The following is a 16,377-nucleotide window of genomic DNA, read 5'->3' as shown; positions in this document are numbered from 1 at the left end:
GATTAGAACCAGAACTTGAGCTTTGCACTTACCATATTGTTGGTGTAGCTCGTGGTGCTAAATTGGGTGTCGTAGCGCACATTAAGCTCGGTGTTCTTGTTAATCCAGCCGTTTACGCCAAGGCCCGCATTGTAGAGCCATGGCGAGACCTGCAGGCCGTTGGTCACAAAGGCGGTTCCCCCACCTTGGTAGGCGCTCGTGACCTGCACCTGGTTATTTAAGGTGTTATAGCCGGCGCCGACGTTGACCGAGGCACGTACTTTACTCATCAGCATGTAGTCAACCCGTAAGTCGGTGGAGAGCATGAGCATGTTATAGGTCTGACTATTGACGCTCAGGTTCAAATCCCCACCCCCGGTCTCGGTATAGGCTTGCGAGCGAACTGTGGTGTAGTCGGCGCGCACCGAGGGGATGAAGGTCACTTTTTGCCCCACGGGTACCAGTTGGCGTAAGCCCGCTCCCAGATGGGCCACGAGGCTGTTGTAGTTGGCATTGGCATTGGCCCCGACGCCTGAGACCCCGCTAAAGGCCGAGAGGTTGCGATAGCTCTTGTTGTTGTTGAGTCCCACATCGGCTTGGTAGTTGGCTTGTAAGCCTGGGCGCAAGGCGTAGTCACCATAGGCGCCTAATTGATAGCTATTAATGGTGATCCCACTGGGCGCTACGCTACTGTTACTGCTTACCCCACTATTGGCAAAGGCGAAGACTACACCGGCATTAGCTCTGGGTGAGAACTGGCGATCAATACCAATGGCCAGACCACCGGTATTGACCTTGTAGCCCGAGACATTGTTGATATTGCCCTGGTCGGCCCAGCTGCCAAAGCCCTTCATCCACACATCGCGGTTGCCAATATAGCCATCCCCAGAGGAGAGACCGCGCAGTTGATTTTGACGCCCTTGCATGATTTGGTTGAGGTTTTGTTGCAAGAATGCGGTGGCTTGCGACCCGGCACCCACGATCACGGGTAAGGTCTGGGAGACCGCATTACTAATTTGTTGATTATCACCTGTTTGGAGCTTGGTCATGACCCCGCTCATTGCCCCCCCGGTAGCCGCAATCGAGTCGAGCATGGCAGCTGCTCCACGGGCCGCAGGATTGTTGGTGGCATTGACCGCATCAAGAATCGTAGCTACTTGAACAACTGCTAGGCCAAATTTAGTGTCTCCATAAACCGGTTTAAAGTCGAAAAGAGAGCTGTCGTCTTCCATTCTTCCGGTAAATGTACCGCTAATACTTGTGGCGGAAATGACTCCAGCAAGGGTACTGCCGGCCGTTAATGCACCGCTCGCAACGCTCGCAGCATTGACTTTGAGGGCTCCAGCAATCGTGGCATTACCAGTAACGGTGACTTGCGAGTAGTTGGATTGGCCAGTGACCGTGACACTTAAGGTGCCGGAACTAGCTAAAGTCAAATTACCTGTGATTGTTGGACGACCTGTCGCTCGTAGATTTAAGGTACCTTCATTACTAAAGTTTGGTGTAGCGAAGTTGGTATCGAGGGTATACGTCTGACTACCCGCTACAGTGACTGGAGTGTTTGGTGCATAGACATCGCCACTGAAGGAGGCGGTATCACTACCCGCAATCACAATTCGATCAACTGAAGCGCCGGGACCGATATAAATTGATTTTGTACCTCCGGAAATGAAGCCTGCATTGGTAATGCCGCCGGTGAGGGTGGAATTGGCATCTACAAAAATACCGTATTGACCGCCAATAATAGTGCCGCTGGCTTGGTTAGTGATACCTCCAGCAAGAAGAGTCAGGTCATTTAAGCTAATTCCTGAATTATTAATTCCCTCAATACGCCCGGTATTGATGATTTCCCCAGTAATAGTTGAATTACTTACATTAACACCGTATCCACTTCCAGTGATGGTGCCGGCGTTATTGATGCCGTCAAATACCTGACTTTGGTATATACCAATGCCACCAGAGCCGCCAATGGATCCGCCCGCTTGGTTGGTGATGCCGCCATTGAGAATGGCGCCATTAAGAGCGATGCCGTCACCAAAGAGCATCGAGGCAATCAAACCACTATTAGTAATACCGCCAGTGATAGTCGTGCTGCCAGTACCGCCGCCCACATAAATGCCGTATTGACCGCCAATAATAGTGCCGCTGGCTTGGTTAGTGATACCTCCAGCAAGAAGAGTCAGGTCATTTAAGCTAATTCCTGAATTATTAATTCCCTCAATACGCCCGGTATTGATGATTTCCCCAGTAATAGTTGAATTACTTACATTAACACCGTATCCACTTCCAGTGATGGTGCCGGCGTTATTGATGCCGTCAAATACCTGACTTTGGTATATACCAATGCCACCAGAGCCGCCAATGGATCCGCCCGCTTGGTTGGTGATGCCGCCATTGAGAATGGCGCCATTAAGAGCGATGCCGTCACCAAAGAGCATCGAGGCAATCAAACCACTATTAGTAATACCAGCATTAATAGTTGTATTGGGGAGTGCGAATAAGCCAGCACCGCCGCCTAGGATCGTGCCACTATTTTGGATACCCTCATTTATCTCCGCGCCAACCAATGCCATGCCGGCTATGCTGCCTACGATTAGACCAGCATTGGTAATTCCGCCATTAATGCGGGATAAGCCACTAAAGAATCCGGTGGGTCCGCTCATACTCGGAGAAATCGTTCCGCGTACAGCCACGCCAAACATTTCACCCTGAATGGTTCCAGAACTTGCATTACTAATGCCACCATCAACCTGGCTATTATTTGCAACCAGGATTCCAGTACCTAACAATGGCAAAAAGCCAATATCGCCACTAGCTGTACCGCCACCACTAATCAAGCCTGCATTATGGATACCGGATGAAACAGTGCTAGCACTGTTGACCAGAATACCAACCCCTAAAGCATTAATCGCTAAACCACCGGAAACCGATCCGGATAGAGAGAGAGTACCGTAACCACTAATCGTGCTTCCAGCATCATTTTGGATACCGCCATTTACGAAGCTATTATTGTTAATCACAATACCCGCTCCAAGGCCAATGATTGGAGCATCAATACTACCGACAACGTTTAACGTTGCGTTACCAGAAATTAAACCTCCAGCAGTATTGAAGATGCCGTTGTTGATCGTGCTTTCATTAATTGCAATACCGGCTGATAGTCCAATTAGGGGTGAGGTAATCGTGCCTTGATTACTAACAATGCTGCTGGAAATTGCGCCGCTGTTGGTAATGCCGCCGGTGATGACGGAGCTGCCACTGCCATAGATGCCGAACTGACCACCGGTGATCGTGCCACCGGCTTGATTGGAAATATTACCGCCAAGATAAGAACCGGCAATGTTAATACCATTTTGCACACCGCTGATAAGTCCAGAATTAACGATGGAGCCGCCAATGGAGCTTTGGTTTACAGTTAGTCCACTGGTTCCATAATAATCAGGCACACCAATGATGGTGCCTCGATTCACGATATCGACAGCAATGCTAGATCGATAGACCATGAGTCCTGCGGTATATCCCCCAACGATTTGACCGCTAACGCTATTGATGATGCTACCCGCTATGGTACTGTCATCAATGCGGATTCCGCCATACCAGGCGCCGTAGATGGACCCACTGTTTTCAATATTGCCACTGATTGATGATCTGTAAACAAGGACGCCATCGCTATGGCCGGTTAGGGTTCCCGTGTTAACAATGGAGCCATCTAATAAAGAATCTCGAAGAGAAATAGCCTTGCCCGCTTCAAAATATTGCGCAGAAATCAGACCGGCATTGGCAATGTTCCCAGAAATTGTGCTATTGTTGGAGTAAATGCCTGCGAGCGTTCCAACAATGACACCGGTTAATTCGTTGGTAATACCACCACTTAGCGATGAATTATTGAGGAGAATGCCTGCAGCAATCGTGGTGCTACCAGAGCCTGCGCCAAGTGCAGTGTTTTCAATTAAACCGGCATTCACAATCCCACCGGTGAGCGTTGAGTTCTCGACATGCAACGCGCCGTAAGTATTGGACACACCAATGATGGTGCCGCCAACTTGGTTGGTAATACCGCCATTGAGCTGAGAGCTGATGATTGCAATTCCAGATGCTGAAGAACCCTGAATTAATCCAGAATTAGTGATACCGCCCATCACAAGCGAGTTGCCGCTCGCCCCGACTGAATAAGCATTTAATATGCCCAATCCGATTAATTGACCAACAATAGTACCAGTATTAAGAATCCCCCCGCCAATAGTTGATCCGCCGTACAGCACAACACCAGCAGAACCACCTTGAATAGAGCCGGAATTTATTAAGCGCCCTGTGAGCACACTACTCTCAATATAAATCGCATTAACACCCGTCAGCGTTCCGCTATTGTTAATAGTGTCAACAACGCTATGGCTATTCAAATTAATTGCGGCATTGGCCGTCAGGATTGATCCTGAATTGTAGATTCCATCGGATATAGAAGATTTTTGTACATAAATACCTTGCGTGCCCACAATTGAGCCACTGTTGCTTATAGATCCAATGACAGAAGAGCTATTTAGATAGATAGCCTTGGTGACACCGCTGATATATCCTGAGGCAAGATTAAGAACACTACCAGCAAAGGCAGTCCCCGGCTCAAATGCTAAGCCATAACTAGTGCCCATTACTGTGCCGGCATTCACAATACCGCCGGCGGTGATGCTGCCAGACAGTACCCGGATACCAGTATTAGCACCGCTAATGGTACCGCCAGAGAGGACTGTAATTGTTGGTTGGTCAAAGGCAATTTCGCAGGGTCCGGTTTGAGGGCCGCTAACGGTCGTGCCGCATCCAGTCTGAGTAACTGCAATTAAATCGAGTGTGCCGCTAGTGGTATTGGCAACAAAATTAATGAGCGAACTATTATCGGTGATGATAAACCCGTTACTTGTAAGGGTGCCTGCATTAACTACACCTGCTAATGTGCCGTCAATCAATACACTGTCTGCAGCACTCATGCTGACGCGAATCCCGGTATTGGCATCAAAGGTAGCTGCTCCACCCACCGTGAGCGTGCTGTAATTACCAGCTAGGGTGCCACTGCCCGCGGTACCATTGACGCCGATTTGTAACCGACCGCTACTACTTTGATAGTAATCCCCCGAAATATTAGCGCTTACTAGGGAGCCAGCCGAAATAGTGCCACCTGCCTTCTCTTGCAATGCCCACAGTCCACTATTGGTGACATTCGCATTACCATTAATAGCGCCCACGATCGTACCGGATACGCTGTTTAAAACATCCACGCGGCTTGCGCTGTCTATTTTAATTGCAGACCCGCTAACCGGAGCGCTAATGAGACCCGCATTGGTAATACCGCCGGTGAGGGTGGAATTGGCATCTACAAAAATACCGTATTGACCACCGCTGATGGTGCCACCAGCCTGGTTATGAATACCGCCTGTTAAGGCACTTGTGACAAGAGCAATGCCAGCAGCCCCGACTCCGCCTTGAACTAGGCCGGCATTGGTAATGCCGTCAATGATAGTGGATCCGGTACCAAAAATACCATGATAGCCACCAATGATAGTGCCACCAGATTGGTTATCAATCCCACCGGTAATGGTCGTGTAATACGAAAAAAAGCCACTATTGTTAATTGCCGCAATCAAACCGGCATTAGTAATACCACCATTAATTTCAGAGAAGGATAAATATATGCCATAGCCAGCCCCTGCGATCGTTCCGGTAGACAAATTTTGAATGCCGCCATTGATGGTGGAATAATTTGAATATACGCCATTTGTTCCGGAGATTGAGGCTTCAATTAATCCTGCGTTAGTGATTCCATTATTGATCTGGGAGCCGTTAGTAATGGCAATTCCATATAGACCGCCCGTGATTGTGCCGCCGGCTTGGTTATAAATACCGCCATTAAGGGTGGCATTTGATTGAAGGCTGATTCCGGTTATGGAAATTCCCTGAATTAATCCAGCATTAACAATACCACCATCAATTCGACCACCGCTCTCTATACGGATTCCATAGTTACGACCCTGGATTTGTCCCGCATTGACGATCCCACCGTCTATCATTGAGTTATATACATAGATTCCAGCGGTGAACCCGCCATTAATGGTTCCACCCACCGAGTTCTGAATGCCACCAGTTACTAATGAGTTGCCGTCAAGAACGATTCCATTCGTTGAGCCTTGTATCAAACCGTCATTGACAATGCCACCGTCAATTCGTCCAGAAAATTCAAGCAAGATTCCATTACTACCTTGAATCAAGCCTGAGTTGGAGATCCCGCTTGTAATCGCAGACCCGCGCACAGAGATGCCGGTGCTGCCTCCGCCGATCGTTCCTGATGAGAGATTCGTGATGGCGCCCACAATGCTTGAGGATGAGGACAAGCCAATCCCCGATTCTATCAATCCTTCGATACGCCCTGCGTTGATGATGCTGCCATTGATCGTTGAAGCAACCAAAGAGATTCCATATGAGTTGCCAGTGATAGTTCCACTCAAAGAATTTTGAATATTTCCATTAATTGCAGATGATCCGTTGATGTCGATACCATTAGAACCTCCTTGAATCAGGCCGGAGTTTGTAATACCTTCAGAGACCGTGGCGCCCAATAGGGAAATGCCATGCGAGTTTCCAGCAATTGTTCCACCCGCTTCATTGATAATTCCGCCCAAAAGGCTGGAATAGGAGAAGAGAATGCCTGATTGAGAGGTTCCTTGAATCAGGCCGGAGTTTGTAATACCACCATCAATTAATGAGGAACCTACATAAATTCCGTTATTGACCCCAGCGATCACACCGGAATTCTGAATGCCTCCATTTAATGCGGACGAATAAAGATAAAGGCCGTCGTTGCCACTTCCTGGCACAACACCTCCAATCGTTCCGGTATTTGATAATCCTCCAGAAATGATGGAGTTAGCAATATAAATTGCTCCGTCTACCGCACCCTGTATGAGTCCAGCATTGGTAATACCGCCGTCAATTTGAGAATAAGAAAAATTTAGTCCTGCGTTTCCACCAGAAATGGTGCCACTCGAAGCATTTTGAAGTCCACCTGACACGGATAAGTTACTTAAATAGATACCCGTGCCAGTGCCCTCAATTAATCCTGAATTCGCGATGCCGCTCTCTACTTTGGAGCTTTGCAATCTGAGCCCCGTCATTCCAGAGATGGTGGCGCCAACATTATTCTGAATACTGCCCGTTAAAGTCGATCCGTAGAGATAGACACCGTTAATACCGGCATTAATCAAACCTGCATTTGAGATATTTCCACCAATTGAGGTGGATTCAATTGATATGCCGTTGTCTCCACTAATAGTGCCAGTGTTTTGATTTCTGATGTCTCCAGCAAAGGTAGAGTTTTGAATTAAAAGTGCAGGAAGAGATGCGCCGGAGCCAGTTACTTGGATGATTCCAAGATTATCAATACTATCGATATGCGCATATTTTATGTAAACCGCAGCGCCGTTCACCGTTACACCGCTTGCGCCTTCGATTAAGCCAGCGTTGATAATACCGCTGGATATGATCCCTTGATCAATATAAATACCGTATTGACCGCCCGTGATTGTGCCGCCCGATTGGTTAGAAATACCTCCCGATAAATCTGTCGCAATTAGATGAATACCAGAAATTGATGGTCCCACCCCAGCGACCGTACCAGTCGCCGCAATCAACCCAGAATTAGTGATGCCGCCATTGATTGAACTTAAAAGAGTAAAGATCCCGGCTTCATTGCCACTAATAGTTCCAGTCGATGTGCCATCCGCTAGATTACTGATGCCCCCCGAAAGGGTGGAAGATGTAAGATCAAGGCCATAGTAAAAACCTTGAATCAGTGCTGCATTTTGAATTCCACCATTAATCTCAGAGTTGTTGATGGTTAGGCCACTGGCTGAGACGCCAGCAAGTGTCGCTCCGGCAAGATTTTGAATGCCCCCAGAGATTGTAGAGTTAGCAGCAACAAGACCATACGTTACCCCCTCAATGCGTCCAATATTTGTAATTCCACCCGCAATCGATGAATTCAAAACATTTAAGCCCGCTACTGCGCCGGAAGAACCATAACCAACAATAGTACCCGTGGCAAGGTTTTGAATACCACTTGAGAGGGTCGCACTTTGTAGCTCAATTCCTCCTTGCGAACCAGTGATGGTGCCCGCATTGCGAATGGAGAATGGATCACTACCACCAGTGGTGCCGAGGGTACCGCCGACTGTGACGCCAATGCCACTTCCGCCATCTATAATTCCAGTTGATAATACATTCAGGGTGTCGCTTGTTGAAAGGGTAAAAGGTCCTGAGGTAGCCGCGGAAATGACGTAATTCGTTCCAACAGGGGGGGCGGCCATTCCTTGCCCACCTCCCAAAGCCAACATCGCTGCTGCTATTGCATCGATTATGGCTCTTTTAGTACCAGAACCTTTGCCATTGGATTTGGCATTTTCACCTACCACCATTAAGCATTTACGAGCTTTATTCCAGACAATGCGGTAGGCTTTATTCATTATTCTTCTATATTCAATTTAATAGTAGTTTAATGTTATTTTGTGCGCACTTTCACACCCTCACAATAGTAACAAAAGTGCTAATAAAAAATAAGGATTTATAGGGGGGTAATTGACCTAATAAAGTGCCGGTGATAGGCAGAGCTTCTGCCAATATCAATTCAAAGACACTTTAATATTGACGCAATTTGCGGATTAACAAATAAAATACTATGTTAGAATTTTTTTTAATTTAAGATTCTATAAAATTAATGATATTCGCAAAATGCGAAAATTAAAACAATGCACACAGAAAGAAGAAGTGGCGAACACTCAAAAAGCTCTTGAATCGCTTTCAAACGGCAAGCCCTGGAGCACCGAACTCGCATTTTCTGAACTTTTAGCGCTTAGAATGGCGGGCACCAAACGTACCGCCGAAAGACAATTGAAAAAACTAGGGTTATGGCCTAATGAATTAACCCCAGCATTGCTCACCGATGAGTTTCGCAAACCACTCAATCTCGTCGTACTTAACAACGAACTCGATATTGCCAGATCAAAAAGAAAGTTAGTTTTATTTGCTCAAATTCATAATGACTTGAATGGGCGTTATTTTCTACACGCTAATAATGCCAAAGGGGGAAGATCCTGGGTAGCTATAAAAGATCAACCAAATGAGAAAAATATTCAAAAAGCCTTCAATCAATTGCAAGATCTTTTTGGCAAACCATTACAAATTTTTCCGCATGGAATGCTTACTGCATTTTTTAGAAATAATGCGGCGTTACAAAAAATCAACCCCCTGACAGCCTACAGAGAATCCTTTTACCCGCCCAATCAAACTCAAAAAACTCTCACTCTGCCACCGCATCTTGCGAAGCTAGAGGCGGAAAGCATTCATATCATTCGAGAGGCAGTGGCGCAGTCAAGAAATCCAGTTATGCTCTATTCCATTGGTAAAGATAGCTCTGTCATGCTCAGGCTTGCGCAAAAAGCCTTTTATCCTGGCAAACTTCCTTTTCCCTTGCTGCATATCGATACGCGCTGGAAATTTCAAGCAATGTATGACATGCGCAATGAAATTGCCAAAGATCCAAATCTCACCTTGATTACCCACACCAATCCTCAAGCGATTGAAAACAATATCAACCCCTTTGACCATGGCTCTACCCTGCATACCGACATTACCAAAACAGAGGGCTTGAAACAAGCGCTAGATCAATATCAATTTGATGCCATTTTTGGAGGCGCTCGGCGCGATGAAGAAAAATCTCGCGCGAAGGAACGAATTTTTTCATTCCGCACCAAAACCCACCATTGGGATTCCAAAAGTCAACGTCCTGAGCTATGGAATCTATTCAACGCCCGCATTCATCCCAGCGAAAGCATGCGCGTATTTCCGCTTTCCAATTGGACAGAATTAGATGTTTGGCAGTACATCTACCACGAAGACATTCCCGTAGTCCCCTTATATTTTGCTAAAGAACGCCCTATCGTTGAACGTAATCAACTCTTACTCATGGTTGATGATGAGCGATTTCGATTTCAAGAAAATGAAAAAATTCGTAATCGCCTCGTGCGCTTTAGGACGTTGGGCTGTTACCCCCTGACCGGCGCAATTGAATCGAACGCAAAGAATGTGCCAGAGATCATCTTAGAGCTCATCAGTGCTCGACAGACCGAACGACAAGGTCGGGTAATTGATAGCGATGCGAACGCTAGCATGGAGAAGAAAAAACAAGAGGGTTATTTCTAATGACCAAAACTAAACTATCCAACCTGAACGCCAAAATTGCGCAAAAAGAAAATAAAATCCCTAAGAAAAAAGCAGGAATCTTGGTAGATGCAATTAAGAAAACGCCCAAAGACATTGAATCATTTCTTGCTAAAGAAAAGGAGCAAGATTTACTACGCTTTATTACCTGCGGTAGTGTCGATGATGGCAAAAGCACTCTGATTGGTCGACTACTTTATGATTCGCATTCGCTGCTAGAAGATCAAATAGAGTCACTTCAAAAGGACTCGAAAAAATTTGGCACCCAAGGGGAGGCCTTGGATTTTGCCCTCTTGGTAGACGGTTTAGCTGCCGAACGGGAGCAAGGCATCACCATCGATGTCGCTTACCGATTTTTTTCCACGGATAAACGGAAGTTTATTGTGGCCGATACTCCAGGTCATGAGCAATATACGCGCAATATGATTACGGGGGCTTCTACCGCTGACCTAGCGGTCATCTTAGTAGATGCTACGCAAGGAGTCCTGACGCAAACGAAACGTCATGCTTATCTAGTGTCCCTGATGGGCATCAAACAGATCATTCTCGCTATTAATAAAATTGATTTGGTCCCAAAAAAACAAGAGGTTTTTCATCAGATTGTTCGTGATTTTGAAGCACACATCAGTAGCCTGCACTTTAATCAAGTAACCGCCATTCCAGTGAGCGCTCTATTGGGCTATAGTATTACGAGCCATTCGCATAAGCTACGCTGGTACCAGGGCCCCACTTTGATGCAAGCACTTGAAAGCGCAGTCATTCTAAGTAATGCAATGGATAAGGAACCCAAACCCTTTGCTATGCCTGTGCAATGGGTCAATAGACCCAACGCCCAATTTAGGGGGTTTAGCGGGACCATTGCCAGCGGAAGCATCTCTATAGGTGATGAAATTCGCGTAACCTCCTCAGGCCAAACGGCCAATATTAAAAACATCATCACCCCAGCGAAAACACTCACTCAAAAAGGAGATTTTGCAAATCAAGGGGAGGCCATTACCCTAACACTCACAAAAGACATTGACGTCTCTAGAGGAGACGTACTGACATTGGCCAATGTACCCCTTTCAAGTTCGGATCAATTTGAGGCAACCTTGATTTGGCTAGATCAAGCGGCTGGATTAAGCGGTAGAACCTATGAGCTGATGCTGAGTACCCAACAAGCGAGCGCCACGATTACGAGCATTAAGCATCGCATTGATGTAAACACCTTCGAAAAAAAAGTGTGTCATCGATTAGAACTCAATGACATTGCTTTGTGCACCATTGCACTAAACAAACCGGTTGCCTATGACACGTATTCGCAATCTAAGGAGCTTGGTGGCTTTATTCTGATTGACCGCTTTTCTAATGCCATAGTGGCTGCTGGTCTTATACACCATGGCCTTAGACGTGCCGACAATATCCATACCCAAGCATTAAATATCACCAAACCAGAACGTGAAAAGCTCAATGGGCATAAAGGAAAAGTGATTTGGTTTACTGGTCTTTCAGGTTCAGGCAAATCTACTTTGGCTAATGAGCTGGAAATCGCGCTTCACCAACAAGGGCAACATACTTATCTACTAGATGGTGACAATATTCGCCAAGGTCTCAATAAAGACTTAGGCTTTACTGAGGCTGATCGGGTAGAAAATATTCGGCGGATTGCGGAAGTGGCCAAACTAATGATGGATGCTGGCCTCATTGTCATGACTGCCTTTATCTCGCCATTTAAGAGAGAACGGGAAATGGCAAGGGAACTCATTGGCAAAGACAACTTTATCGAGGTCTTTGTCAATACCCCCATCCAAGTTTGCGAAGAACGCGATCCCAAGGGGCTTTACAAAAAAGCGCGGGAAGGTAAACTACCAAATTTTTCCGGTATTAGTAGCCCCTATGAGCGACCAGAAAATCCTGATATAGAAATTACGGTGTCAACCGTTGAAAATCAAATGAAAATTCTTAAAAACTTTTTAATAAAAAGTCAGTAAAAATAGATCCTGCACTTACGAGTAACTCTGTAGAATGCAAATATTAAGCTCAACCTTCGGCTAAACAACTTCAAAATTAATGCAATCGATCTGTGCATGGTTGCCACTCCAATGGTGTACTTTTGGCGCAAACCAAGTATTGGATGGCAAGAAACCGAAATCTGAAATTATGATTATGGATAGCCCCCAAACAAAATACAACAGCTTCAAGATGGTTTTGGGTGGCACCGCCATTTATGGCGATTACATTCAGGAACTACGCAAACGTATCGAGGCAAAAGACTTTGCCGGCGGATCCAGAACAAGAAGCACTTTTGATATTCTTCCAATATATCTAAATCACATGATTAGCGATGTCAAATTGGCTTACCTACGAAAATTGCAGCTGATTGCGGCAATCGCGTTGGTGGTGTATTTACAAGTAAATTATTCAGGTCACTGGGCTGCGAATTGCAAGGGCTCTGTTGCGAGGTAGATGGTCATTTTCCTAATCACCACCCTGATCTAATCCATCTTGAGAATCTGCAAAGTCTCATTAAGAATCTACAAACCACCGCTAGTAAACTGGGCTTTGCCTTTGATGGTGATGCCAATAGCTTTGGCGTAGTGACCAAAGATGGCCTGGTGATCTTCCCTAACCGTGAAAAGATGCTTTTTGCTATAGATGTATTCTCAAGAAATTCGGGCGGCCAGATTATTTATGACGTCAAGTACATCCCTAATCTTGCCTCTTGGGTCAAGCAACGTGGCAGCAAACCTCTCGTGAGGAAAATGGGTCACTCTTTAGTTAAAGTAAAGCTCAAAGCAACAGACGCACCCTCAGGAAATGTCAGGACATACTTACCTCAAAGACCGTTGGTTTAGTTTTGATAATGGTCTGTATGCAGAGGCATGTTTATTGAGATTCTCTAAAAAAAGATCCCAATAAGACACTAAATGATTTGCCAAATACCATCTGCACAGCTGATGTATTTATAAAATATTCCTCAATATGTGCGAGGGACGATACTATAAGCAATACGACGATCAATTTTCAGATCGCCCGACCTTACACAATCAACGCGCTCTCCGATATTAATGATCAGCTCAATTGGTTTTCTACCACCTTTAACGTAATTATCAAATGCATCCGAAGCAAGTTTGCGTATTGTTTGGAGATCTTTTTCATAAACTCGGGAACCCGATATTCTTTCAAGGTCATACTTAATAGCACCATAGAGCGCATTTAACCCTTCCATATATTCCCTGGAGGCGTCATAACCTTCGATAATGGTGTATTTAAAACGCTCCGAATTGCTATGCGGAATCGATTTGAATAAATTAGGTGCATATAGGCGTTGTTCATATCCACCCCTCCCCAACCCCGATAACACTCATCATAACCATCAACATCTTCAAATGCATTTTTTGGAACAAAAAAAGTTCCATTCAATTCCGTTCCCCTTGATGACGTTACATAATAACCTTTAACTTGCAAATTTTTATCCGACCACTCTGATAAATGACTTGCCACCTTAACATCTGCGTCAATAAAAAGCAGCCAGGGCGTATTAGCCTCTTTCGCGCCAGCATTTCTTGCTCGAGATAAATTAAAACCAGCATCATCGTTAATTTTTATAACGCTAACCTGCGGATAGTAATTCCTTACCCATTCACCAGTCCCGTCAGGGCATCCGTAATCCACAACAATAACTTCCAAATCATTCTGCATAGCAACAAGCAAAGGGAGAGTTTCCATTAAATGATAGAGACGGCCTTTACAAACCGTAATAGCTGTTAGTTTTTTAGGATGCATTTTTTATCAATGCCTGATATAAAGATTTTATTGCACGATACTCATCATCTGGAGATTGAATGGTTGATTGGCGGGCATTTTCTCTCATTTTCTGCAGCCGTTCTCGATCTTGAAAAAGATGCTTAACCGCAATAATCAATGAATCAGGCTTCTCCGGGTCTATCAAAATTCCATTGATACCATTAACCAAAACATCGGATATTCCAAATGCTGGAGATGCTATAGGCACAACCCCGCATAGCATCATTTCGCGCACTACTCGACAATATGTCTCAAAACGAGTTGGAACAATTCCAACATCCGCCCAAGAAAAAACGTTCGCAATTTCCCCGGGCGAATATTCATCAAAAAATTCAACCTCAGAATATTTAGCTAAGCGACTATTTTGTGTCTTTAACTTATTGCCATAAATTCTTAACTTAATGGACACTACACCTGAAAAAATTAGGTTGTCAAATACGGACTCAATAACATCCCACCCCTTTCGATAATTCGAACCTCCTACATAAATACACCGAAGTTCATCGTGCACTGCCCCATTAACCCTGGGAACAGTCTTTACTTCGCACCCATGGTTAATAATTGAACATGGGGTATCAAATGATACAAAATTGCGCCAATACTCAAAGAAACTATTGGAAGCGAATAGCAAATGATCATAGTAGTAATTTAGATGCTGCCTTACTACTAGTTTTCTTTGGGTCGTGCTCTGCATGGCTTGGGAGTAATTTTTCTGAGCAACTTGTTGTACTTGTTGCATCAAATTTGCAAGGGTTATTTGTCCTGATTTCATTGCAACAATTGATCGCTGGCTAATACACTCTGCGCATGAAGCGGGACTCAATGGCGCCGGGCATGCAGTCCCAGAGTGATTCTTATGAATCGGCTCAATGAATTGACAAAAATCCTCAAAATTCCAAACATGTCTCAAAATTGGAATATTGAGGGTTTTTAAGCAATGCAATAAAGAAGGAGAAATTCCAACCCAATCAATAATGTGAACAATGTCAGGGAGAAATTCTCGGTATGGCCAAGATACTGAATTAGGCTGACAAAAATCTGCCGGCATTCTTGAAAAGGCCATTTGAGGCCATTCAGGCAAGGCTTGCCAACTCAATACGCGAATCCCTTCCCACTCACCAATATTCTCTACTGGCAAATGATCTACACCAGGCGTCATAATCGCTACTGAATAACCCGCCCTAACCGCTGCTTTCGCATATTGACCAGCTATTAACGGCGTACCGCTAAACTCCACCCATGGAGCAGCATGCACTACATATAAAATTTTCATTTTTAACTTTTTTAGGGTTGATTAAAACACTAAGATTACGTGCCAAGCTAAGTATGCCCCCAGTCTTTGTAGCGAGAATCAGAGAACGCAAACTCAACCACTCCCGGGTTTTTCTCCTTGAACTCAGACAGAATCCGATGCATTTGCTCGTCATATCCATCATGCAGAACGATCAACTTGAAATTCTGTAATGTTTGCGCTAATAGTGAGTGAATCAGAACTGGAATGTTTGCATAACGTATATAAGCCACGCAAACGACTGTCAGATCCTTCGCCTGATGATTAAGAGTCACGTTAATTCCTAAGCGCGTTCACCAACGATCGTATAATGTGGCACTAAATTGCCACCACCTTGCACATACAGTTGGTTATGCGTATAAATCGAGATATTTTGAAACCCAATAACCTGCAGTAGCTGAATAATCAGTTTTGGTGAAAGCAAGAACCACAAATCCAAACTTGCATTCTGTGGTGACGGAATCAGCGTCATTGTTGGTTGCTGCTCGTTAAGTTGAGCCTGCCCTCCCCATATGGATTCGGTAATTAGAATCCGTTTATTAGTCAACTCACCACATCGACAAATGATTCCAATTGGATCCCTCGCATGAAGAAGAATGCCAGTCATAATCGACACATCGAACATACCAACTTCGTCTGGAAGATCAATCACCTTGCCGTAAATAACCTTAGCCTTGGATTTGCTTGCGCTATGTAGGTACCAAAATGAATTATGCAGGCGTTTCATATGCCTCTTTCGTTCAGCCATCCACTCAACCTTAGGTTGCGGCCTTGGAACAATATCCCACCCATAATCTGTCGGCAGATCTAAAGCAACCACATCAGCGCCTTGATTTTCCATGTAATTCGTCAAGTAACCAGAGGCCGGCCCAATTTCCAAAACCCGCTTTCCATTAAAGTCGGTATTACCTAAATAGGCGGCAACATTCGGCCTCAAATCCCACTGTCCAGTAACCGGGCCATACCCAGGGATATCCATGGAATGATAAAAATCACAATCTTCAAACCTAGGTTGGCAAGGTTCAGCATATAAAGATTCAATCTTCTTTTTCCTTGCCGACATA

10 protein-coding genes are annotated in these 16,377 nt (G+C 45.1%); 4 read left to right on the top strand and 6 right to left on the bottom strand.

Annotated features, from left to right (window positions below; translation table 11 throughout):
- Positions 1 to 2: 2 nt before the first annotated feature.
- Positions 3 to 8,483: an ESPR-type extended signal peptide-containing protein gene (locus QUE66_RS04100; protein WP_286224570.1), complete on the bottom strand. Its 8,481-nt coding sequence runs from the start codon at positions 8,481 to 8,483 to the stop codon at positions 3 to 5.
- An 838-nt stretch (positions 8,484 to 9,321) separates the two neighbouring features.
- On the opposite strand from QUE66_RS04100, the gene cysD reads away from it, so the two are divergent.
- The 4 genes from cysD to QUE66_RS04080 all read left to right on the top strand — a co-directional run bounded on the left by cysD (position 9,322) and on the right by QUE66_RS04080 (position 13,070).
- Positions 9,322 to 10,218 (top strand): sulfate adenylyltransferase subunit CysD, encoded by an 897-nt coding sequence (gene cysD, locus QUE66_RS04095; RefSeq protein WP_286224724.1) that lies wholly within the window; start codon positions 9,322 to 9,324, stop codon positions 10,216 to 10,218.
- Complete coding sequence (gene cysC, locus QUE66_RS04090; RefSeq protein ID WP_286224569.1) at positions 10,218 to 12,206, top strand: adenylyl-sulfate kinase; 1,989 nt, start codon at positions 10,218 to 10,220, stop codon at positions 12,204 to 12,206. The genes cysD and cysC overlap by 1 nt, the downstream gene beginning before the upstream one ends.
- A 79-nt stretch (positions 12,207 to 12,285) precedes the next feature.
- Positions 12,286 to 12,681 carry a hypothetical protein gene (locus QUE66_RS04085; protein ID WP_286224568.1) on the top strand — a complete coding sequence of 132 codons (396 nt, stop codon included), beginning with the start codon at positions 12,286 to 12,288 and terminating at the stop codon, positions 12,679 to 12,681.
- The gene (locus QUE66_RS04080; RefSeq protein ID WP_353506826.1) at positions 12,567 to 13,070 is read left to right on the top strand and encodes a phosphohexomutase domain-containing protein; all 504 of its coding nucleotides are present in this window, start codon (positions 12,567 to 12,569) and stop codon (positions 13,068 to 13,070) included. Before QUE66_RS04085 ends, QUE66_RS04080 begins: the two co-directional genes overlap by 115 nt.
- A 122-nt stretch (positions 13,071 to 13,192) precedes the next feature.
- Here QUE66_RS04080 and QUE66_RS04075 read toward each other — a convergent pair whose 3' ends face one another.
- Genes QUE66_RS04075 through QUE66_RS04055 form a run of 5 tightly spaced genes read right to left on the bottom strand, consistent with a single transcriptional unit; the run spans position 13,193 to position 16,376 of the window.
- Positions 13,193 to 13,444 (bottom strand): hypothetical protein, encoded by a 252-nt coding sequence (locus QUE66_RS04075; RefSeq protein ID WP_286224567.1) that lies wholly within the window; start codon positions 13,442 to 13,444, stop codon positions 13,193 to 13,195.
- Entirely contained in the window at positions 13,432 to 14,001 is a 570-nt protein-coding gene (locus QUE66_RS04070) for a glycosyltransferase family 2 protein (RefSeq protein WP_286224566.1), read from the bottom strand. The genes QUE66_RS04075 and QUE66_RS04070 overlap by 13 nt, the downstream gene beginning before the upstream one ends.
- Positions 13,991 to 15,295 carry a glycosyltransferase gene (locus tag QUE66_RS04065; RefSeq protein ID WP_286224565.1) on the bottom strand — a complete coding sequence of 435 codons (1,305 nt, stop codon included), beginning with the start codon at positions 15,293 to 15,295 and terminating at the stop codon, positions 13,991 to 13,993. Before QUE66_RS04065 ends, QUE66_RS04070 begins: the two co-directional genes overlap by 11 nt.
- Before the next feature lie 47 nt (positions 15,296 to 15,342).
- Positions 15,343 to 15,588 (bottom strand): glycosyltransferase, encoded by a 246-nt coding sequence (locus tag QUE66_RS04060; protein ID WP_286224564.1) that lies wholly within the window; start codon positions 15,586 to 15,588, stop codon positions 15,343 to 15,345.
- Positions 15,589 to 15,596: 8 nt separating this feature from the next.
- Positions 15,597 to 16,376, bottom strand: coding sequence for a class I SAM-dependent methyltransferase (locus tag QUE66_RS04055; RefSeq protein ID WP_286224563.1), 780 nt, complete (start codon positions 16,374 to 16,376; stop codon positions 15,597 to 15,599).
- Between the last annotated feature and the right edge of the window lies 1 nt (position 16,377).

Origin of the sequence: Polynucleobacter sp. HIN6, from assembly GCF_030297575.1 — a bacterium.
In the GTDB taxonomy this organism is placed as follows: Bacteria; Pseudomonadota; Gammaproteobacteria; order Burkholderiales; family Burkholderiaceae; genus Polynucleobacter.
Note: the sequence above shows the minus strand (reverse complement) of the source record. Positions and strands in the feature narration are given on the sequence as shown.

Bases quoted from the DNA above. Each gene is read 5' to 3' on its own strand.
- QUE66_RS04065 (WP_286224565.1), bottom strand. From the start codon at position 15,295: ATGAAAATTTTATATGTAGTGCATGCTGCTCCATGGGTGGAGTTTAGC.
- QUE66_RS04070 (WP_286224566.1), bottom strand. From the start codon at position 14,001: ATGCATCCTAAAAAACTAACAGCTATTACGGTTTGTAAAGGCCGTCTC.
- QUE66_RS04075 (WP_286224567.1), bottom strand. From the start codon at position 13,444: ATGGAAGGGTTAAATGCGCTCTATGGTGCTATTAAGTATGACCTTGAA.
- QUE66_RS04100 (WP_286224570.1), bottom strand. From the start codon at position 8,483: ATGAATAAAGCCTACCGCATTGTCTGGAATAAAGCTCGTAAATGCTTA.
- QUE66_RS04055 (WP_286224563.1), bottom strand. From the start codon at position 16,376: ATGTCGGCAAGGAAAAAGAAGATTGAATCTTTATATGCTGAACCTTGC.
- cysC (WP_286224569.1), top strand. From the start codon at position 10,218: ATGACCAAAACTAAACTATCCAACCTGAACGCCAAAATTGCGCAAAAA.
- QUE66_RS04085 (WP_286224568.1), top strand. From the start codon at position 12,286: ATGCAATCGATCTGTGCATGGTTGCCACTCCAATGGTGTACTTTTGGC.